Here is a 19,788-nt window from a genome sequence, read left to right as displayed (position 1 = left end):
GGATTTTACGGGTTCAGCTGTGCCTATCGAATTTGTCGCAACTTCAAGATTACCGACCGCTCATGGTGAATTTAAAATTACTGTTTTTCAAGACCCTAAAACTGGCGAAGAACATGTCGCTCTTTCTAAAGGCCTCGAAGAACCAAGTGATGAACCTGTGCTGGTCCGTGTACATTCTGAATGTTTAACCGGTGATGCCTTTGCTTCATTAAAATGCGACTGTGGCCCTCAACTCCAGGCAACACAAAAACTGATTAATGAAGTGGGTCGCGGTGTCATTCTTTATTTACGTCAGGAAGGACGCGGAATTGGCCTGACCAATAAAATCCGTGCATATGCCTTGCAAGACCAGGGTCATGATACGGTCGATGCCAATCTGATGCTGAATTTACCGGCAGATGCACGTCAATATGATATGTGCAGCATCATGCTGGATCACCTAGGTGTAAAAGCCGTCCGCCTGATCACCAATAACCCTTTAAAAATTGATGCACTGAAAGAGCAAGGCATTAATGTAGTGGACCGTGTACCACTCACTGTGGGTCTGAATCCATTCAATGAGCAATACCTCAAAACCAAGCATGAGCGTATGGCACATATGTATCAGAAGGAAGATTTTTAAAAGAATCTCCCCCTGCCCCCTCTTTTTCAAAGAGGGGAAATTTCCTTTTATATAAGTATAGGGAAGCCTCCCTTTTTTAAAGGGAGGTTTGGAGGGATTTATAAGATCCTAAGAGGGATTCTTAAATCGTCATTGAGAAAATCCGGTTCTCTGGCATACGACGCTTTAAACGTAAATCAAAAGCCATGCAAATATTGCGTACAAATGGTTTCCCTTTCTCCAAAATCGTGACTGAAGAGTCTTCAATTTTGATTAGCTGATCCTGCTGCATTTCCTCAAGCTGCTTTAGCACTTCATCAATTTCAGCAAACTGTATGTCTCCACTTTCCCATGAAGTAGTAAAACTACACATCAGATTCAGGATATGTTTACGAATGATCAGGTCTTCCTGAGTCAGGATATGCCCTTTTACCACTGGAATCTGATTCCGCTCTAGCAGTTCATAATATTCTTCAATGGTTTTCACATTCTGTGCGAAGCTATACCAGCTATCACTAATCGAAGAGATTCCGAGTCCGATCATCACCTGAGTTTTAGACGCGGTATAACCCATAAAATTGCGGTGCAAAGTTCCGGATTGAAAGGATTGGTACATGCTGTCTTTTTCTAGCGCGAAATGATCCATACCAATTTCATGATAACCATGCGCTAGGAGCTTTTTCTTACCCTCTTCATAACATTGACGCTTGATCTCATCTTTTGGCACATCCGCATCTTTAAAACCGCGCTGGCCATTCCCTTTAATCCAAGGCACATGTGCATAGCTATATAAGGCCAGACGGTCTGGTAACAATGAATTGGTCTGATCAATAGTATTTAAAACATCATCCAGACTTTGAAATGGCAGACCAAAAACCAGATCATGCGAAATCGATTCATAACCAATTTCACGTGCCCATTCAGTCACCTGTTTAACATTTTCATAAGGTTGAATGCGGTGAATGGCTTTTTGTACGGTTTCATTATAATCCTGCACGCCATAACTGACCCGACGAAAGCCCAAGTCATATAAGCCTTGCAAATGCTCACGCGTGGTATTGTTTGGATGACCTTCGAAGCTGAATTCATGTTCTGCTGCAATCTCGGCTTTGGACAAAATACCTTGAATGAGCTGGGTTAAATTTTCAATAGAAAAGAACGTTGGTGTCCCACCGCCGAGATGAATTTCTTTGATGATGGGTTTCTCTTGCAACAGCTCACAATATAACTCCCATTCTTTCAGCACAGCTTGTATATAAGGCAGCTCGACTTCATGACGTTTGGTCACCCGTTTATGACAGCCACAAAAGGTGCATAAGCTTTCACAAAATGGTAGATGGATATACAGGCTAACGCCTTCAGTCGCATTCGACTCCTGAAAAGAACGTTTTAGTGTCTGCTTCCAAAGCTCTAGTGAAAATCCTGACTCTTCCCAATAAGGTACAGTTGGATAACTGGTGTAGCGAGGACCGGGGACATTATATTTTTGAATGAGAGAATTTGCCTGCACAGTCATGAATGCCTACCACCTTATCAGTCAGGTTAATGCGCTGCATAAGCGCTGTTGAGGTTATTGTGCGGAGCTCAAAAAAAGAATTCAACCTAGTAGTCTGGTCGGATTTAATGCTCTACACATCCTTCTAAAACATTAGGTTGAATGTTGTTACAGATGGTGAGCATCCAGAAAAACACCTTAATTTTTAGGCCATTTTATGCTTTGATGTAAGCAGTCTTTTTATTTCCCTATGAGGGTTCTGATGCAGCATCCTACCTCTGCAGATATTCAACGCGTTCGCGATTTTCTCCTCGACCTGCAAGCCCGGATTTGTGCCGCGCTGGAACAGCAGGAACGTGCCGGTGGCGGTACAGCCGAATTTGTGATTGATGACTGGGAACGTCCTGAAGGTGGCGGCGGCCGTTCACGCGTGCTGCAAAATGGTACGGTGATTGAAAAAGGCGGTGTGATGTTCTCTCACATCAATATTTCCAAACTGCCCGCTTCTGCCACTGAACGCCATCCGAATATAGCCGGAGCTAAAGCTCAAGCCATGGGTGTATCTTTGGTTATCCATCCTAAAAATCCGAATGTCCCGACCTCACATGCCAATGTACGTTTATTTGTGGCGGAAAAAGAAGGTCAGGATCCAATCTGGTGGTTTGGTGGCGGTTTTGACCTCACCCCTTTCTATCCAAATGATGAAGATGTGCTGTCATGGCACCAGACAGCATATGACCTGTGTGCACCTTTTGGCGAAGAGGTTTATCCAGAACATAAAAAATGGTGTGATGATTATTTCTATCTAAAACATCGTGATGAGCAGCGCGGTGTCGGCGGTCTATTCTTTGATGACCTGAATCAATGGGATTTTGAAACCTGTTTTCAGTATATGCAGGCTGTAGGCAATGGCTATTTAGAGGCCATTCTGCCAATTTTCCAGCGTAACCAAGACAAGTCTTATACTGAAGCACAACGTGATTTCCAGCTGTACCGTCGTGGCCGTTATGTGGAATACAATCTGGTATATGACCGTGGCACACTGTTTGGCCTGCAGACGGGCGGCCGGATTGAATCGATTCTAGTCAGCCTGCCACCTCTTACCGGCTGGTTATATCGCCCAGAATGGGCTGAAGGATCACCAGAAAAACGTTTGACCGATTACTACCTTAAACCGCATGACTGGTTAACAGAATTAAAAACAAAATAAAGCAATCAAAATATTTAAATACAAATTGCCCTCAGATAGAGGGCTTTTTTAATGGATAAATCCTCTATACTGCAATTCAGAAAGATATTTCAGGATCTACTCCTTGATCTTGACTCTGATAAAGATAAATTCTGCTAGGTAAAAATAACAATGTTTAAGCTTCACCTTAATCCTGCTACGTTGGCCTTTTGGCTATTTCTGGCGCTTGGTATTAGTGCGATTAGTACCGCTGTTATCAGTCATAACCTGATTTTAGATGTAGTTGCCATTTCTGTGAGTGTCCTCACGATTGCCGGAACCTTATTTAGTATGGCCTTGCTATTTGTCGAACATATTATTGAGATTTGCAGTTCCTAAACCTTTAATCTTTAGCCTGCTTTTCACTGCTGACAGGCTTTAGCCCTCCTGCATTTTCACGTATATTAATGGCCATTTCCGCACATGGACATGGTGAAATGAGCAAGCAATTTGCCGTCATTGGCAACCCCATCGAACAATCACGCTCTCCTGAACTGCATCAGGCTTTCGCTGCCAAAACCGGGGTCAATCTGACCTATACCAAACGCCTTGCCCCTCTGGATGGTTTCACAGCCAATATCCAGGAATTTTTTGCTCAGGGCGGTATTGGCATGAATGTGACTGTGCCCTTCAAAGAACAGGCCTTTGCCCAGTGCCAGGTCCTTACCGAACGCGCCAAAATCGCCAAAGCCGTGAATACCCTATGGATGAAAGATGGCATTCTGCATGGTGACAATACTGACGGACAAGGCTTAGTCGAGGCTATTCGTGCTCTTGACTGGACTCTGGAAAATACCGATATCCTGATTATTGGTGCTGGTGGCGCGACCCGCGGCGTGATCTATCCATTGGTACAGGCTAGTGTGAAGAAGATTGTTATTGCTAACCGTACTTTGTCACGTGCAGAACAACTGGTTGCCGATCTAAAAGACGCTGTGCCTCAAGCGGAGTTACAAGCCATTGCCTTAACTGATTTAGCTGGTGAGTTTGATATCGTGATTAATGCGACTTCTGCCAGTCTTAGCGGTGATGCGCTGGTACTACCTGAAGCTCTACAGTTTAAACATGCCTATGAAATGGCCTATGGCAAACCGTCCACGTTCTTAGATCAAGCCAAAGCCCGTGGCGTCCCTACCTCTGAAGGTTTCGGCATGCTAGTCGGTCAGGCCATTGAATCTTTTTATATCTGGAACGGAGTAAAACCTGAGTTGAAAGATTTTCTTTAATTCTGAATATTTTTGAGATGAACGGGTTAGCCATTAATCCGTTCGCTCTTTTCCTTTCATTAAAAATAATAAAATTAAATTGGATTTAATGACATGATTTATCCAATGATTAGACCCTAACATTCGTGTACAATTCATACAAAAATACCCCTAGACAATCTCCCTAAATGTTGATTAAAGTCCAGACAGATAGGCATTTTTAAATAGAAGTGCCTTATTTAAAGATGGAGAGTTCCGTTATTTAATCTTTAAACTTGTCTGATCTTCTCGATTCGCTTTTCTGACATTTTTATTTGTTGTCTTTATCAATGTTTTTTTATCCCCAATGTGAATAATCATAGAATCGATACAGATAATCCAAAACTATTTTAATCAGGATTAAACGCATGCCAGCATATAAAGCTCCTTTACGTGATATTCGCTTCTTAATGAATGAAGTGCTTGATTACCCTGCACATTACCAAAAACTGTCAAATGGCGAATATGCCGATGCAGATACGGTAGACATGATTCTAGAAGGTGCGGCAGATTTCTGTGAAAATGTACTTTCTCCACTGAACCAGACCGGCGATGCAGAAGGCTGTCATTTTGAAAATGGCGAAGTACGCACACCTAAAGGCTTCAAGGAAGCTTATGATCAGTTCGTACAAGGTGGCTGGCAAGGTCTGTCTTATCCTGAAGAATTTGGCGGTCAAAACCTGCCGATGTCTTTAAACCTGATCAAATCCGAAATGATGGGTACAGCAAACTGGTCTTTCCAGATGTATCCAGGTTTGAGCGTGGGCTGTATCAATACCATCATCCAGTATGGTACTGACGAGCAGAAAAACACCTATCTACCGCATTTGGTTGCAGGTACCTGGTCAGGAACCATGTGTCTGACTGAGCCACAATGTGGTACCGACCTGGGTCAGGTAAAAACTAAAGCAGAACCGCAAGCTGATGGCACTTATGCGATTTCTGGCACTAAAATCTTCATTTCTGCGGGTGAACACGATTTAACTGAAAATATCGTGCACATCGTTTTGGCACGCCTTCCAGATGCGCCACAAGGCACCAAAGGCATTTCCCTGTTCATCGTACCGAAATTCATTGCCACTGAAGATGGCGGTATTGGTGAACGCAATGCGGTGAACTGTGGTTCGATTGAACACAAAATGGGGATCCGTGCCTCTGCAACAGCGGTACTAAACTTTGACAATGCAGTAGGTTATTTAATTGGCGAGCCAAACAAAGGCTTGCATGCCATGTTTACCTTCATGAATACCGCGCGTATTGGTACCGCAATCCAAGGTATCTGTCATGCAGAACTATCGTTCCAGGGTGCATTGCCATATGCCAAAGAACGTATGTCGATGCGTGCCCTGTCTGGTAAAAAAGATCCAGAAAAAGTGGCGGATGCGATTATCCACCATGCTGATGTACGCCGTATGCTGTTGACCCAGAAAGCGATTGCTGAAGGTGGTCGTGCCATGATCTATCATGCTGCACAAATCGCAGATAACATGAATGATGCTCTGCTGCGTGGTGATACTGCTGAATTTGAACAGCAGGATGATCACTTAGGTTTCTATACCCCTATTCTGAAAGGCTTCCTGACTGAAATGGGTTATGAAGCAGCGAACCACGGTATGCAAGTATTTGGTGGTCATGGTTACATCAAAGAATGGGGCATGGAGCAAATCGTTCGTGATTCACGTATCTCTACCCTGTACGAAGGAACGACTGGCGTTCAGGCACTTGACCTGATTGGTCGTAAGGTCCTGCTAACCTCTAAAGGTAAAGTGATTCGTGATTACACCGCTGAAATTCTGAAATTCTGTGGACAGCATGCACGCAATAAATACATGCGCCGTTTTGCCTGGGACCTGACCAAGCTATGTGCACAGTGGAATGCGTTAACTGTACGTATCATGCTGGCAGCACGTAAAGACCGTGACATCGTATCCTCTGCTTCTGTGGACTTCCTGATGTTCTCAGGCTATGTAATGATGGCTTACTTCTGGGCACAACAAGCTGCAGTGGCTTCAGCGAAACTGGTTGCTGGTGATGGTGCAGAAGTTCCAGAGTTCTACAAAGCGAAAATTAAAACTGCTGATTTCTACTTTGAGCGTTTATTGCCACGTGCCCAAGGCCATGCTGAAGCAATGGTGAATCCATCCAAAACCATGACTTCACTGGCAGCAGAACACTTCAGTTTTGATTACTAAGTCAAAAGTTTAGGTTTTAGCTTTAAAAAGAGCGCTACGGCGCTCTTTTTCATATGTCAAAATGATGACTGGATACAAAGAAAAATCTGCTGCGTACACAAACTACACAAATTTATATCTATAATTTTCAGACGTCTATTAAATAATCCATATAATTTACTTGAATATCTATAAATACAGGGTATGATGGCGATAACTAGAAAAATTCTTGTTTTGGTTAGTCTTCTTTTAAGTATCGCAGTTTTAGTCATAAACCTTCGTTTTAAAGATCAATAAGCTCCATCCTTTTTATTTTTCAAAGTTACAGCTAGTCATCTGAAATTTTGACTATAAATCCATAAGATTCAATAGGTTATATTATGTCTAACACAGTTACCGGTACAGTAAAGTGGTTCAACGAAACTAAAGGTTTTGGCTTCATTCAACAAGACAATGGTCCAGATGTTTTCGCTCACTTCAGCGAAATCCAAGGTTCAGGTTTCAAAACTTTAGCTGAAGGCCAAAAGGTTTCTTTCAGCGTAGCTCAAGGCCAAAAAGGTCCTACAGCGACTAACATCACTGCAATCTAATATTGCGAAGATGAAAAAAAGCACTCATTAGAGTGCTTTTTTTGTACCTTAAATTGGCTAATTTTAGTTTCTAGATCAATTAATTAAATTTTAAAGATAATTAAAAATATTCGCTTTTCATTCATCATCTTGTCCTAAATTTCTTCATCTAAATTTATTCAGGTTAAAACATGAAGAAACTGAGAAGAATTTTGATGATTTTAAAATCAAAAATTGCCCATAAAAATATAGAAGTTTTAATTAAAAATATTATTTATTAATTACTTAAATAAAAAGTTTAAAGAAATCCTAGAATTTACAAAAGTCTTGTCTATAGCTCCATTTTCCCTACATCACTGACTCCTATGATGAACTCATTGAATAAATATGAGTATGATCATGAAAAAACTAGTTTCTTCTTTAATGATTGGCTTGATCGCAACAACAGCTACCATGTCAGCAATGGCGGCTCCTGGACCGGATCATCGTCATCCAACGCCATCAGCGCATCATTTTGATAAGAAACCAATGCCGCATAAAGGGGGTTTCCATAAAGCACCTCCTAAAGCGCATTTTAACCAGCATGATCGTCATGATAAATTTGGCAAGAAAGACCATAAGGGCTTCTTCAACAAAAATCATCACAATGGCCCGCATCACAAGTTGCCACCTAAGTATCGTTAATCCGAATGGCTTAAATGCATAGTGGAGAGAGAAGAAAAAGCCCGATGTAACTCATCGGGCTTTTTCTTTTTAAACTGGATTAATTATTCGGATAGATTAGGCAATTAAAGAAACTCTTCCAGCACAGAGTTTAAAAAGATGTGACCTTGCTCAGTACATGCCAGACGTTCTGTATCTTCTACCATTAATTGGCGTTGGCGCAATGAAGTCAGCAATTCATCCAGTGTATCCAGACTATAGCCTGTTCGTTCAAGATAAAGCTTCGCTTCCACACCATCATTTAAACGTAAGGCATTCATCATAAATTCAAACGGCATATCTGCCGCTTCGATGCGCTTAAACTGCAAATGTTCGGCTGGCACTTTGGCTAAATAGTCTTTAGGCAAACGGGTTTTCTGGAAACGGTAAACACCATCCGGTTGAGTCACTTTGCCATGTGCCCCTGCTCCAATGGCCAGATAATCACCAAATTGCCAGTAATTCAGGTTATGTGCTGAGGGTAATTCTTTACGCCAGGCAGAGACTTCATAATTGATAAAGCCATTGGCTTTTAAATAGGCCTCGCCCTGTTCCTGAATCTCTTCCAGTACTTCATCGACTGGTAAAATCGGCTGAGTACGGAAAAACACGGTATTCGGCTCAATGGTTAACTGATACCACGAAATATGCGTAGCGCCATTCTCAACTGCCAGTTTCAGGTCATTGAGTGCCTGCTCTAGTGTCTGTTCAGGTAAGCCATGCATCAAATCCACATTAATCCGTTGAAAACCAGCATCACGCGCCAGGCCAATCGCCGAGATCGCATCTTCATTGCTATGGATTCGGCCCAGCTTTTTCAGATGCTCGGTATTAAAACTTTGCACGCCAATAGAAAGACGATTAATACCAGCTGCTAAATAGCCAGCAAATGGATCATGCTCCACCGTACCTGGATTGGCTTCCAGTGTGATTTCACAATTCTCTTCAAAAGGAATCAGTGCTTTCAGTTCGGTAAACAGCCACTGATAACCTGCAGCAGAGATCAGTGATGGCGTTCCCCCTCCGATAAATACACTATGAATCGAACGGCCTTGGGCAAAATCAACCTGAGTTTTAAAGTCCTCTACCAGCGCATGCAGATATTCCCGCTCCAGCTCGAGAGACAACTCCCCATCAGGCACGGCATGCGAGTTAAAGTCACAATACGGACATTTACGTACACACCACGGCATATGAATATACAGGGATAAGGGAATAAGTGCAGGATTCAATTCAGCCAAAGAACTACTCAAAAACAACTACAAGATCTAGCGTAATTTTAACATGACTCGGCAACAACACTGCTAAAATTAAAATCGCCATCGCCTAATGCCTAAAAATTTAAATAGAATTAGATAGTTAAAATTATGAAAATATCTTCCCAGCTCCTCATTTTACTGCCTTTGGTCTTTGCAATCGGGGTCTTGCTGACCTTACAGACGGCTATTAATACCCAGTTAAAAGAATATTTATATTCTCCTATTCAAGCTGCATTTTTTTCCTTTTTGATTGGTACAATAGTGCTTGCCGGCATCGTGCTATTTCAGTCACATCCCAAACCAGGCTTACAGGAGCTGATGGCAGTTCCCTGGTATCTCTGGTTAGGTGGATTTTTGGGTGTTTATGCAATTAGCATGAGCATTTATGCTGCTCCCAAAATGGGCTTCCTGACACTGACTGGAATGATTATTTTTGGTCAGATGGTGATGTCCATGATCGTCGATCAGTTTGGTCTGCTGGGCAATGAAAAAATGCCGGTGAACTGGCAACGTCTTTTAGGTGGCGTGGTGATTTTTATTGGTGTGCTTCTCACTTTACAACGCTAAACCTTATCTCTAAGCACATGATCACTAATGAGTAATTTTTGTGTCGAATGTTTTGACAGCCACAACCCGTCGTTATGAATTAAAACAGCTGTTCCATCTGATGTTGCCCATTCTGGTCACACAATTCTCCCAGGCAGGTTTGGGCCTGATTGATACCATTATGGCCGGGCGTCTCTCACCAACTGATCTGGCAGCGATTGCGGTTGGTGTCGGCCTCTGGATTCCAGTCATGCTACTCTTCAGTGGCATCATGATCGCCACCACGCCTCTAGTCGCTGAAGCTAAAGGTGCACGTACACCTGAGAAAATTGCCACAATTGCGCGACAATCATTATGGGTCGCATTCATCCTTGGGGTGATTGCGGGTCTGGTTTTACAAGTTTTGCCCCTCTCTTTACCTTTACTAGGTGTCCCAGAAAGCTTGCAACCTAAGGCTGGTCTGTTCCTACATGCCATCGGCTTTGGTATGCCTGCTGTGACCATGTATGCGGCTTTACGTGGTTATTCTGAAGCCATTGGTTATCCACGTCCGGTCACTGCTATTAGCCTCATGGCGCTACTGCTTTTGGTTCCATTAAACTTCATTTTTATGTATGGAGTTGGCCCTATTCCGGCACTGGGCAGTGCCGGTTGTGGTTTTGCCACAGCAATTCTGCAATGGTTAATGGTACTCAGCTTGGCGCTGTATATTTTTAAAAATCGGGTTTATCAAAGTAGTCAGCCATTTAGTCACTGGGAAAAGCTGAACGGATATTGGCTGAAACGGATTTTAAAGCTGGGCTTTCCGATCGGACTGGCAATTTTCTTTGAAGTGAGTATTTTTAGTACCGCAGCGATAGTCTTGAGCCCATTGGGTGAAACCATTGTGGCCGCTCACCAGATTGCTATTTCTGTTACCTCACAGCTGTTCATGATTCCGATGTCTCTCGCCATTGCACTAACCATTCGGGTGGGAACTTATTATGGTGAACAGAACTGGGATGCCATGCGTAGAGTGCAAGGCTTAGGTCTGATGACCGCGACGATTTTGGCTCTGCTCATCATGTTATTACTCTGGGTGTTCCGTAGTGAAATCGTAGCGCTTTATACCTCTGATCCTATGGTGACCCAGATTGCGCTTTATCTGGTGCTCTTTGCTGTGGCCTATCAGCTGATGGATGCCTGGCAGATCAGTGCTGCAGGTTGCTTACGCGGCATGCAGGATACCAAAGGTCCCATGTGGATCACCATGATTGCCTATTGGGTGATTGCCTTTCCTGTAGGGGTTTATCTATCCCGTTTTGGAGATATGGGTGCGGCAGGCGTCTGGGTCGGACTGATTGTCGGTCTAAGCGTGGCCTGTGTTTTATTGCTGGCACGACTTTATGGCAATAACAAACGTTTAAGCCAGCGTGCCTAATTCTCTTATTATTTAAAAAGATGCATTGAATTACTGATTTAATGCATCTTTTAATCCCTGTGGAATTTCCGACTCATCCGCCACTTCCTTAATCACCACTTGCCCGACAATGACATCTGTTCCATTAAAGGTCATGGTCGGTGCACCATAAAGTTCATAGCCTTCATTGAGTGCCTTGGTCACACGGGCACAAAAATTCACATCATCTTTACCAGTAAAATATCGATAGACTTTCATTGAAATTTCTTGATCTTGAGATGCGATTATTTTAAGACTTTCATCATGGAAAGGCACTGAAAAATCATGCTTTGCTCTCTCCAGAATAATTAAATAATTGATTTAAAAACTGCCGTACATACGCCGAGTTGGTTTAAAAATTGCATAAATCAAATGAACAATATCAAGCAAATATGAATACTTTGAGAAGCTTTGCAACATAACATCTACAATTAAATATAGGCAATTTATAGTTTGTCACCTATGATCAAATACACCCATAAAAATGGTGATTTTGAGGAATCTCGCATGGCAAAAACGGCTCGAACGCCTGGTCGCCGCTTTATGAAATTGGCTGGAATGACCGCAAGTATTGCAAGTAAAACCCTATCCAATTCGATTAAAAATTTAACTGCGGATGAAGAGCAGAAAAATGCTGCACGCAGTAAATTATTTCAGGATATTGGAGTACAGATTGCTGATACCTTGGGGGAAATGAAAGGTGCGGTGATGAAAGTCGGCCAGATTGCCTCACAATATAAAGATATTTTCCCGCCTGAAGTTGCTCGAGCCATCTCCAAATTGCAGCGTCAGGCTCCACCGATGCCATTTAAAGAGATTCAGTCTCAGGTCGAAAAAGAATTGGGAAAATCTTTGCAGGACCTATTCCAGCAGTTTGATGAGCAGCCTTTTGCTGCAGCCTCAATCGGACAGGTACATAAAGCGACGCTACCCGATGGCCAGCAGGTTGTGGTCAAGGTGCAATATCCGGGAGTGGAAGAAGCCTGTGAAAGTGACCTGAAACAGGTTCGTCTGGCCTTGCGTTTGATGGGTGTACTAAAAATTGACCGCAAATTGCAGGATCAGCTATTCAAGGAAATCCAGCATAGTCTGGACAATGAACTCAATTATGAAATTGAAGCTCAGAATCTGGAAGTGGCACGTGCCTTTCATGAATCGCTCGATCACCAAATTGTGATTCCGAAAGTATTTAGTGAATATTCTTCCCGCCATATTCTGACCCTAAGCTTGGAACAGGGTGAAAGTATGGAAACAGCCAGCCAATGGCCGCTAGAAACCCGTAATGCCCTAGGCCGCCGTTTATTCCGTGCGATTGGTCAGGAAATTTTCTATCTGAAACGTTTCCATTGTGATCCGCATCCAGGGAACTTTGCCTTCCGTGAAGATGGCTCGGTGATTATTTACGATTACGGCGGTGTTAAAACGCTTTCTACCGAGATCATTACTCATTTCAAAGAGTTGATCCATGCAGCCCGTGACAAGGATATTTCGACCATTGAACAGCAACTGGATGCCTTGCATACCCTGACAGAAACCGGAAAATTCCCGGCCGATCTGTATGAACAATGGCTAGAAGTGCTGATGCGTCCTTTAACCACTAATTATGATTTTGCTAAAAACTCAGCACATCATGATGGAATGGAATTGCTCAAACCTTCTCTGAAATATTGGGATGTATTCAAACCGTCGCCAGATACCCTGATGGTGAACCGTACTATTTCCGGACAATACTGGAACTTGATTCATTTGAAAGTACATGATGATTTGAGTGATGTATTTGAAGAAATCGTGCCAAGTCGCAGTTAAGTTGAAGTAATAAGCTTACAAGCTGTAACCCTACTTCACTTGAAATATCAAATGTTACATTATAACATTACTCTTAAATTACAAGAGGAATATTACGATGCGTCCAGACATTCATCCCGAATATCGAGAAGTTTTATTTCATGACACCAATGCTGATGCCTACTTCGTGATTGGCAGCACCATGACTTCTAGCCAGACCAAGGAATATGAAGGTAAGACCTATCCTTATGTCACCCTGGATATTTCGAGTGCTTCACATCCGTTTTATACCGGTGAGCAACGTCAAACCAGTAATGAAGGTCGCGTAGCGAGCTTTAACAAACGTTTTGCCCGTTTTAAACGTGGTTAAACTTAAAACCTCCGATTTTTACTCTCAATTTAAATCGCGGTTTATGTCAGGAAATTACCTCCAATTTCCTGACTTTTTTATGCCTGCGCTAAAGCCAGCTGAGTTAAATAGAAGCCCACACCCAGCATCAATACTCCGACAATCACACTAGAGATCACATAACTGAGGGCAATCGTGACTGCACCCTGCTTAAGCAGCTGAAAAGTTTCTAGGCCAAAACTGGAAAAAGTCGTAAAGCCGCCCAAGATGCCTACCATCAAAAATAGCCGTGCTTCAGTTTGCAGGAAACTGTATTTCTGGCTAAGGGCAAAGAAAATCCCGGCAAACAGACAGCCTATAATATTGGTCCACCAGGTCGGCCACGGAAATAGCATCTGTGGCTTGGCAATCAACATTCCTGCTCCATAACGCAGTGTTGCCCCGATCGCGCCGCCCATTGCCACCAAAAGCCAGTTCATGTCTACTCCGTCTTTATTCGATCTTAAACCTTTTCTCAGCCACCATGTGGGACGAGAATAATGAATAACATCATGCACCTAAAATTGCAGAATGAACATGGATCTTTGCCAAAAAATTGGTATATTCGACGCCATTCAAATTGATTTAAGTCTAGAGGGAATCCACATGGCTCAGGAATTACTGGTTCAATTGGCTGCGGGCGAAGCTAAATTTGCAGATGTAATTGCATATATCGATGCGCGCTATGCTCATACACCAACTGCTTTTAAAAATGGTCAACAGGCTAATGCTGCCACTGAAAACCAAGGCAGTGCCAAAGTATTTTCATTTGCCCAACTGAATGGCCTAGATCAGGTACAAACCTTGAGCCTGTTTGCAGAACACTATGCGGCTGTACTGGCCACGCCAGAAGCAACGGATCACCAGAATATCCGCCAGTTCATGCAAAATGGCTGGGATGGCATTGCCTTTGAAAGTGAAGCACTGGTTGCCAAATAAGCATGTCTTTAAAATAAAAAACCGCCTATTTCTGGCGGTTTTTTATATCAAAATAACAGAACAAGATGACATTCATATTTAAGATTAAAATTATTTTTTGGAAGAAGTAGTTCACTTTAAAAATGAAAAACTATAAGGCTAAAAATAAATTAAATATCAATAAAGCCTGGTCACCCTGAAGCACTCCAAGCGACCCTTTCAGAAAGCCATAAGTTTTCCAGTTTTAACCTTTACCCACTTTCTCAATCCACTTGATTGAGCTGACCCGAAACACTTCACAAGCGCCATCACCGGTATCGGTTGGAGTTAAAGAGGATTTCCAGACGAGGTCTTTATCACGTACTTCCACCAGTTCCCCTTGCAAACGCACCAGGTCACCCCGTTTTACCTGTTTAATTGCTTTGGCAATTTGTGGATTGGCAGGGATGATGTGCATATTGGATACCATCTGTTTAGCCTGTTCAATAGGCACTGGCACGCGATCCATTTTCCAGTTCAGGTAACGGTTATACTGGTTGACTGTAATGTGCCGGGCAATTTCAGGTTGTGCAAACAGCCCCCAACTCACCGCATAATCGATCGGAGAGAACTTGGCCTGCTCATCGTCGGTATAAATTTTTGATCCCAGAATGCGGAAATCACCTTTAAACGGCTGCAAGACTGAAATAGATTGGTCTTTAGCCATCGGTGGCAGTCCTTTGGCAACATTATGGTCTACAGAAGTGTGACCATAAAGCGGTAGTAAAAGACTGGCCGCCAAAGCATAGTATCGAAGATGTTTGAACATAATTCTGTCTTTATTCCATCAAATCTTTTCAAGAATATCTTGCTTGATAGTACGATTTTTTTAATGAATAAATAGTTGAAATTAGTAACAAGTTGATCAATTTTGGTGAGCGGAGGGCTTTAGCTAATCTGATTATTTTCGGTTAATCTAAGCCTGTCTAAAAATAATTTGAATGCGACCATGCTGTATAAATTCTATCAACAACATATTTTTCCACATTTGCTAAATCAGGTCATGCAGACCCCATCCCTGATGGATTTACGCCGCGAATTATTATTGCCTATTACAGGTGAAGTCCTGGAAATTGGCTTCGGTACAGGATTAAATCTGCCTTTTTATCAGGCCGTCGATAAAGTCTATGCGCTGGAACCTAACCCGGACATTTTTAAACTGGCTCAGCAGCGTATCAGTCAAAGCCCTTTTGCGGTCGAACAGATTCAGGCCCGTGCAGAAGCCCTGCCTTTTGCAGAGAATAGTTTGGAAAATATCGTATCAACCTGGACCTTATGTAGTATTCCAGATCTGCACCAAAGTCTGCATGAAATTTACTGGGTTCTGAAGCCAGGCGGCCATTTTCATCTGGTTGAGCATGTATTAAACCGAGAGCATCTCAACATTCAGCGCTTACAGCATTTACTCACCCCGATTCAGAAGAAAGTGGCAGATGGCTGTCATCTTAACCGGGATATTGAAACCGCTCTTTTAGAGGCTGGGTTTGAACTGGATGAAGTTCATTATATCGATGCCGAAGGTATTCCAAAGATTGGCCAGCGTATGCTGTTAGCTAGAGCGCATAAACCGCTTTAATCCAGCACTTTTAAATCAGTTATTCTAAACAGGCGGCATTGGGCTGATTTTGGATTGCTTTTTCCAACCTGAAATTCTTGCTGGCTGGTCGCTAATTTGACCTGTACCCAGTCCCCTTGCAGCCAGATCCGCTGATCTGCTTTTAAACGGCGAACCTTATTGGCAACAGCTTCGCTGGCGGCAATCACACTCAGGTTCAGCAAATGAGGTTGAATGTTCGCAGGATTGGCTTGTGCGTCTGTAGCGGTCATATTAAAACAACGCCTGTCCTGCTCAAGCTTGAATGGTTTAAATACAGCACTGGATACTTCCGGTACTGCTAGTAACAGATCAATATTACTGACATAGGCCAGATCATTAAAACTTCCCACCACCGGACTGGCTGGATGAATGGTACGGCGCTCAGGCCCATAATACTGTTTAGCCAGTACACGATATTCTGCCTGATGCGGCTCAATCGATTCTACCTGAAAATTCTTGAGTACCCCGGCCTGCTCCAGATTCGGAATCGCCCGAAAGTATTCCGACCAGATCCATAGTCCAAGCGCAAACAGTGCTGCGGCAATAATCAGTTTATCCATAGTGTAGCGTTGAAGCTTGCTGTCCTTCAGTCTTCAAAATCAATCCGGATGGTCTCAAAACGTACCCGCCCTTCCTGAATGGCTTGAGCAATTGCCATCTGGCCTTTGGTCAGACGTGCACCACCACTTTTAATATCAATCAAAACCACTTCAATATCTTCTGCCAGTCCTTCACCATCACGAAAATCGGTATAACCATCAAAGACTACATAATCCACCGGATCGCCTAAAAATTTGGCATCACTAGGTAGATATTGAAACTCTGGCATGATCGGTGCCAACTGCTCGGCCATTTTGCCTTTGAGTACCGCGCGACTGGTATTTACACTGCGTTTTTGTGCAGCGACTAAAGCTTGCTGATGTTCCAGCTCCAGCTCGGCAATATATTGTTCATATTCTGCTTTAATTCGACCATTTCGCGTCTGGCCCAGAATCAGGGTAGTTAAAACCACTCCAATACAGGCACCAATCAGCATAGCCATTCCAATGGACATTCAATCTTCCTAATCTGCTTTATTTTGCTGCCTACCTTCGACTGAAGTTGAAAGGGTCTGCCATCCAGTAAGCCTGCAAAGAATGATATGCTAGGCGGGAGCAGAATTAAATCATCCCGGGTCATGAAAACTATTTTAATTGCAAATCAGAAAGGTGGCTGTGGTAAAACCATTACTGCGATTAGCCTGGCAGCTGCCCTGGCACAAAAGGGTTATAAAGTTGCTCTGGCTGATGCGGACAGCCAGAAATCGACCTTGCAATGGCTGAAACATCGCCCAAAAGATGCCGCACCGATTCAGAGTCTGGACTGGCGAAATGCCAAATCGATTGGGGATGCGCCTAAAAATCTGGAATATCTGATTATCGATGCACCCGGAGCGCTGACTGAAGATCATGCCGAACAGCTAATTAGTGAAGCGGATGCCATCATTATCCCGCTGCAGCCTTCTTTTTTTGATATTGATTCTACGCGCCGTTTTCTCAAACATTTGCAGGATATTAAACGTATCCGTAAAGGCAAGGTTGAAATTCTGCTCCTCGCTAACCGCACCAAACCTAATGCAGCCAGTAATCAGGACATTCAGCAATTCTTTAATAAAATTGATCAGCAACCGGTTACCTGGATTTCTGAACGTGCACCCTATAGCCGACTGGCCATGCAAGGCCTGTCTATTTTTGATAAACAGCAGAAGATGTACCGGGAATTACAGGATCAATGGCAACCTTTATTGAATGCCATTATTGACGATCCAAGCCAATGGTTCTAGTTCTGTTATTTTTAGCCTCTTCTTTTTATTCTAAGGAAAATAATCGTACTACTTCCTGCACTATCGTTTTCGATCGCTTTTTTTTCAGTTAATATGCCTGACACGACCTAAAAAAATGAGCTTCTAAATTCAGTGCAACAGTACGCGCCTACACTACAAAAAGTCTTATTATTTGGACTATTTTTCATTCTGATTTTTTTGAGTTTTCACATACTCAAGTATTTCATCATTCCTGTAGTTTGGGCAGCCATTATTGCGTACATGACTTGGCCGCTGTATCAGTCGATCTTAAGAATGAGTGGCAATCGGCCGACGCTGAGCGCGACTATAATGATTCTGGGTGTAATTCTGGTATTTGGTTTGCCTTTTATCTTTGCCATTTTTATGCTGCAACACGAAGGCCGGAACCTGTATTTTGAATTGCAGAAACAGGTATTCTCAGGTCATCTCAGCGTTCCAGATTTTATTCGCGGCCTGCCACTTGTAGGTAAGGAAATTACCCGCACCCTGAATGAGATTAATGCCGATCCAAATAGCATTGCACAAACCATTTCAGTCTGGATTCAGGGTCATCTGAATTACGGTAAAGTTGTGCTGAATGAAATCAGTAAAAATGTCTTCAAGCTGTGTTTTGCCGTGCTGTCGTTATTCTTCTTTTATCGTGATGGCCATACCATTCTGAATCAGGTGCGTAAAGCCTTTGAAATGGTAGTCGGTCCACGTATTCATCATTATCTGGCTACAATTTCGGATACTACACGTGCGGTGGTCTATGGCGTAGGTTTAACGGCGATTGCCCAGTCTTTACTGGCAGGTATCAGCTACTTTGTGGCTGGCGTACCGAACCCAATGGTACTGACCATTATCACCTTTATCTTTGCTTTAATTCCTTTTGGCCCTCCTGTTGCTTATGGTGCAGTTTCGCTATGGCTGTTCTCGCAAGGTCAAACCATTGAAGCCGTAGGAGTCATGATCTGGGGTGTCTGTATTGTGAGTACGGCAGATAATGTGATTCGTCCACTGGTCATTTCAGGTGCAACACAAATTCCATTCCTGCTGATCATGTTTGGTGTCTTAGGTGGCATTGCCAGTTTCGGTCTGGTCGGTGTTTTTATTGGACCGGTGATTCTAGCCGTACTACTGGCCATCTGGCGTGAATGGCTGCATGAAAGCAACTTGAATGAACCTTTGATGATGCCTAAAGCCACTATGGCGCATGAGGTTGAACCGAAGAAAAAATTCCGTCTGCGCCGCAACAAGACACCGAAATCACCAGACTGACTGGCTTAAACAAATTAAAACATTTAAGTACCGATTTTCCATAGTGCTTTTGGTCTTGCTCTGTTTCAATAGATTCCGAAAAGCAGAATAAAGATCAAGGTGTGATAATTATGTCTTCATTGTTTAAACTTACAGCTTTGTGCGCAGTCAGTGCCGCACTTTTTACCGGTTGCGCTTCAACCTCTACTTCGACTGAAAATGTTAAAACCGTGACCCTGAATGCAGTCTCTGCACAGGGCGTCGGTGAATCGATTGGTACCGTATTATTGAGTGACAGCCCGGCGGGCCTGGTGATTCGTACTAACCTGAAACAGCTTCCTGCGGGTGAGCGTGGTTTCCACATTCATGAAAATGGTTCATGTGCACCGGGTGAAAAAGATGGCAAACCAGGTGCTGCACTTGCTGCCGGCAGTCACTACAACCCGAATCAGGCACCTCATCATGGCACACCCATGACGGGTCATCTGGGTGACTTACCAGCCCTTAAAGTAAACACTGATGGTACAGCACGTGTGACTCTGCTTGCGCCACGCCTGAAACTGGCAGATGTTCAGGGTCGTGCCATCATGGTCCATGCAGGCGGTGATAACTATTCAGATGAACCGCAGCCATTAGGCGGTGGCGGTGAACGTATTGCATGTGGCGTAATCTGATTTATTACAGATTATTAGCATTCAAAAACGGGCTTCTTGCCCGTTTTTTAGT

General features: G+C 43.2%; 23 protein-coding genes. 16 read left to right on the top strand and 7 right to left on the bottom strand.

The window, feature by feature from the left end:
- Positions 1–19: 19 nt before the first annotated feature.
- The gene (ribA, locus tag FTU19_RS09000) at positions 20–622 is read left to right on the top strand and encodes a GTP cyclohydrolase II (protein WP_004786979.1); all 603 of its coding nucleotides are present in this window, start codon (positions 20–22) and stop codon (positions 620–622) included.
- 121 nt (positions 623–743) lie between these two features.
- Here ribA and hemN read toward each other — a convergent pair whose 3' ends face one another.
- Positions 744–2,117, bottom strand: coding sequence for an oxygen-independent coproporphyrinogen III oxidase (hemN, locus tag FTU19_RS08995; protein WP_166135898.1), 1,374 nt, complete (start codon positions 2,115–2,117; stop codon positions 744–746).
- A gap of 241 nt (positions 2,118–2,358) precedes the next feature.
- Here hemN and hemF point away from each other — a divergent pair, with 241 nt between their 5' ends.
- From hemF to FTU19_RS08965, 6 genes are all read left to right on the top strand, one after another.
- Positions 2,359–3,306 (top strand): oxygen-dependent coproporphyrinogen oxidase, encoded by a 948-nt coding sequence (gene hemF, locus FTU19_RS08990; RefSeq protein WP_180130853.1) that lies wholly within the window; start codon positions 2,359–2,361, stop codon positions 3,304–3,306.
- Positions 3,307–3,456: 150 nt separating this feature from the next.
- Positions 3,457–3,663 (top strand): hypothetical protein, encoded by a 207-nt coding sequence (locus FTU19_RS08985; RefSeq protein ID WP_004786985.1) that lies wholly within the window; start codon positions 3,457–3,459, stop codon positions 3,661–3,663.
- 98 nt (positions 3,664–3,761) lie between these two features.
- Positions 3,762–4,550: a shikimate dehydrogenase gene (aroE, locus tag FTU19_RS08980; RefSeq protein WP_166135892.1), complete on the top strand. Its 789-nt coding sequence runs from the start codon at positions 3,762–3,764 to the stop codon at positions 4,548–4,550.
- A gap of 386 nt (positions 4,551–4,936) precedes the next feature.
- Positions 4,937–6,760 (top strand): acyl-CoA dehydrogenase C-terminal domain-containing protein, encoded by a 1,824-nt coding sequence (locus FTU19_RS08975; RefSeq protein ID WP_166135889.1) that lies wholly within the window; start codon positions 4,937–4,939, stop codon positions 6,758–6,760.
- A gap of 359 nt (positions 6,761–7,119) precedes the next feature.
- Positions 7,120–7,329 (top strand): cold-shock protein, encoded by a 210-nt coding sequence (locus tag FTU19_RS08970; protein WP_004786992.1) that lies wholly within the window; start codon positions 7,120–7,122, stop codon positions 7,327–7,329.
- A gap of 378 nt (positions 7,330–7,707) precedes the next feature.
- Positions 7,708–7,992, top strand: a complete 285-nt coding sequence (locus FTU19_RS08965; protein ID WP_166135886.1) for a hypothetical protein — start codon at positions 7,708–7,710, stop codon at positions 7,990–7,992.
- Positions 7,993–8,096: 104 nt separating this feature from the next.
- On the opposite strand, the gene hemW is transcribed toward FTU19_RS08965, so the two are convergent.
- Entirely contained in the window at positions 8,097–9,251 is a 1,155-nt protein-coding gene (gene hemW / locus FTU19_RS08960) for a radical SAM family heme chaperone HemW (protein ID WP_180130850.1), read from the bottom strand.
- Between the two features lie 126 nt (positions 9,252–9,377).
- Here hemW and FTU19_RS08955 point away from each other — a divergent pair, with 126 nt between their 5' ends.
- Both FTU19_RS08955 and FTU19_RS08950 read left to right on the top strand, forming a co-directional pair.
- Positions 9,378–9,836: a DMT family transporter gene (locus FTU19_RS08955; protein ID WP_166135880.1), complete on the top strand. Its 459-nt coding sequence runs from the start codon at positions 9,378–9,380 to the stop codon at positions 9,834–9,836.
- A gap of 40 nt (positions 9,837–9,876) precedes the next feature.
- A complete protein-coding gene (locus FTU19_RS08950; protein ID WP_180130848.1) occupies positions 9,877–11,235 on the top strand; it encodes an MATE family efflux transporter in 1,359 nt (452 codons plus the stop codon).
- Between the two features lie 30 nt (positions 11,236–11,265).
- Here FTU19_RS08950 and FTU19_RS08945 read toward each other — a convergent pair whose 3' ends face one another.
- Positions 11,266–11,472 carry a DUF1737 domain-containing protein gene (locus tag FTU19_RS08945; RefSeq protein WP_034701512.1) on the bottom strand — a complete coding sequence of 69 codons (207 nt, stop codon included), beginning with the start codon at positions 11,470–11,472 and terminating at the stop codon, positions 11,266–11,268.
- Between the two features lie 288 nt (positions 11,473–11,760).
- Here FTU19_RS08945 and FTU19_RS08940 point away from each other — a divergent pair, with 288 nt between their 5' ends.
- On the top strand, positions 11,761–13,059 hold the full coding sequence (locus FTU19_RS08940) for an AarF/ABC1/UbiB kinase family protein (protein ID WP_166135870.1): 1,299 nt from the start codon (positions 11,761–11,763) through the stop codon (positions 13,057–13,059).
- A gap of 97 nt (positions 13,060–13,156) precedes the next feature.
- Positions 13,157–13,408, top strand: a complete 252-nt coding sequence (locus FTU19_RS08935) for a type B 50S ribosomal protein L31 (protein WP_004787006.1) — start codon at positions 13,157–13,159, stop codon at positions 13,406–13,408.
- Positions 13,409–13,485: 77 nt separating this feature from the next.
- Here the strand turns inward: FTU19_RS08935 and crcB are convergent, their stop codons facing one another.
- Positions 13,486–13,866 (bottom strand): fluoride efflux transporter CrcB, encoded by a 381-nt coding sequence (crcB, locus tag FTU19_RS08930; RefSeq protein WP_180054062.1) that lies wholly within the window; start codon positions 13,864–13,866, stop codon positions 13,486–13,488.
- A 166-nt stretch (positions 13,867–14,032) separates the two neighbouring features.
- On the opposite strand from crcB, the gene FTU19_RS08925 reads away from it, so the two are divergent.
- The gene (locus tag FTU19_RS08925) at positions 14,033–14,365 is read left to right on the top strand and encodes a HopJ type III effector protein (protein WP_180054063.1); all 333 of its coding nucleotides are present in this window, start codon (positions 14,033–14,035) and stop codon (positions 14,363–14,365) included.
- A 223-nt stretch (positions 14,366–14,588) separates the two neighbouring features.
- Here FTU19_RS08925 and FTU19_RS08920 read toward each other — a convergent pair whose 3' ends face one another.
- On the bottom strand, positions 14,589–15,152 hold the full coding sequence (locus FTU19_RS08920) for a hypothetical protein (protein ID WP_004787012.1): 564 nt from the start codon (positions 15,150–15,152) through the stop codon (positions 14,589–14,591).
- A 180-nt stretch (positions 15,153–15,332) separates the two neighbouring features.
- Between FTU19_RS08920 and FTU19_RS08915 the strand changes: the two genes are divergently transcribed.
- Positions 15,333–15,959 carry a class I SAM-dependent methyltransferase gene (locus FTU19_RS08915; protein WP_180130846.1) on the top strand — a complete coding sequence of 209 codons (627 nt, stop codon included), beginning with the start codon at positions 15,333–15,335 and terminating at the stop codon, positions 15,957–15,959.
- Here FTU19_RS08915 and FTU19_RS08910 read toward each other — a convergent pair.
- Both FTU19_RS08910 and FTU19_RS08905 read right to left on the bottom strand, forming a co-directional pair.
- The gene (locus FTU19_RS08910) at positions 15,956–16,540 is read right to left on the bottom strand and encodes a hypothetical protein (protein ID WP_180016559.1); all 585 of its coding nucleotides are present in this window, start codon (positions 16,538–16,540) and stop codon (positions 15,956–15,958) included. The genes FTU19_RS08915 and FTU19_RS08910 overlap by 4 nt on opposite strands.
- A 26-nt stretch (positions 16,541–16,566) precedes the next feature.
- Positions 16,567–17,034 (bottom strand): Holliday junction resolvase-like protein, encoded by a 468-nt coding sequence (locus FTU19_RS08905; protein WP_004787020.1) that lies wholly within the window; start codon positions 17,032–17,034, stop codon positions 16,567–16,569.
- A 123-nt stretch (positions 17,035–17,157) separates the two neighbouring features.
- Here FTU19_RS08905 and FTU19_RS08900 point away from each other — a divergent pair, with 123 nt between their 5' ends.
- The 3 genes from FTU19_RS08900 (at position 17,158) to sodC (ending at position 19,736) form a co-directional block, all read left to right on the top strand.
- A complete protein-coding gene (locus FTU19_RS08900; protein ID WP_180003259.1) occupies positions 17,158–17,802 on the top strand; it encodes a ParA family protein in 645 nt (214 codons plus the stop codon).
- Between the two features lie 132 nt (positions 17,803–17,934).
- Positions 17,935–19,083, top strand: a complete 1,149-nt coding sequence (locus FTU19_RS08895) for an AI-2E family transporter (RefSeq protein ID WP_180130844.1) — start codon at positions 17,935–17,937, stop codon at positions 19,081–19,083.
- Between the two features lie 110 nt (positions 19,084–19,193).
- Positions 19,194–19,736 (top strand): superoxide dismutase family protein, encoded by a 543-nt coding sequence (gene sodC, locus FTU19_RS08890; protein WP_180003255.1) that lies wholly within the window; start codon positions 19,194–19,196, stop codon positions 19,734–19,736.
- Positions 19,737–19,788: the final 52 nt, after the last annotated feature.

This window comes from Acinetobacter sp. YH12072, from assembly GCF_013419565.1.
GTDB lineage: Bacteria > Pseudomonadota > Gammaproteobacteria > Pseudomonadales > Moraxellaceae > Acinetobacter.
Note: the sequence above shows the minus strand (reverse complement) of the source record. Positions and strands in the feature narration are given on the sequence as shown.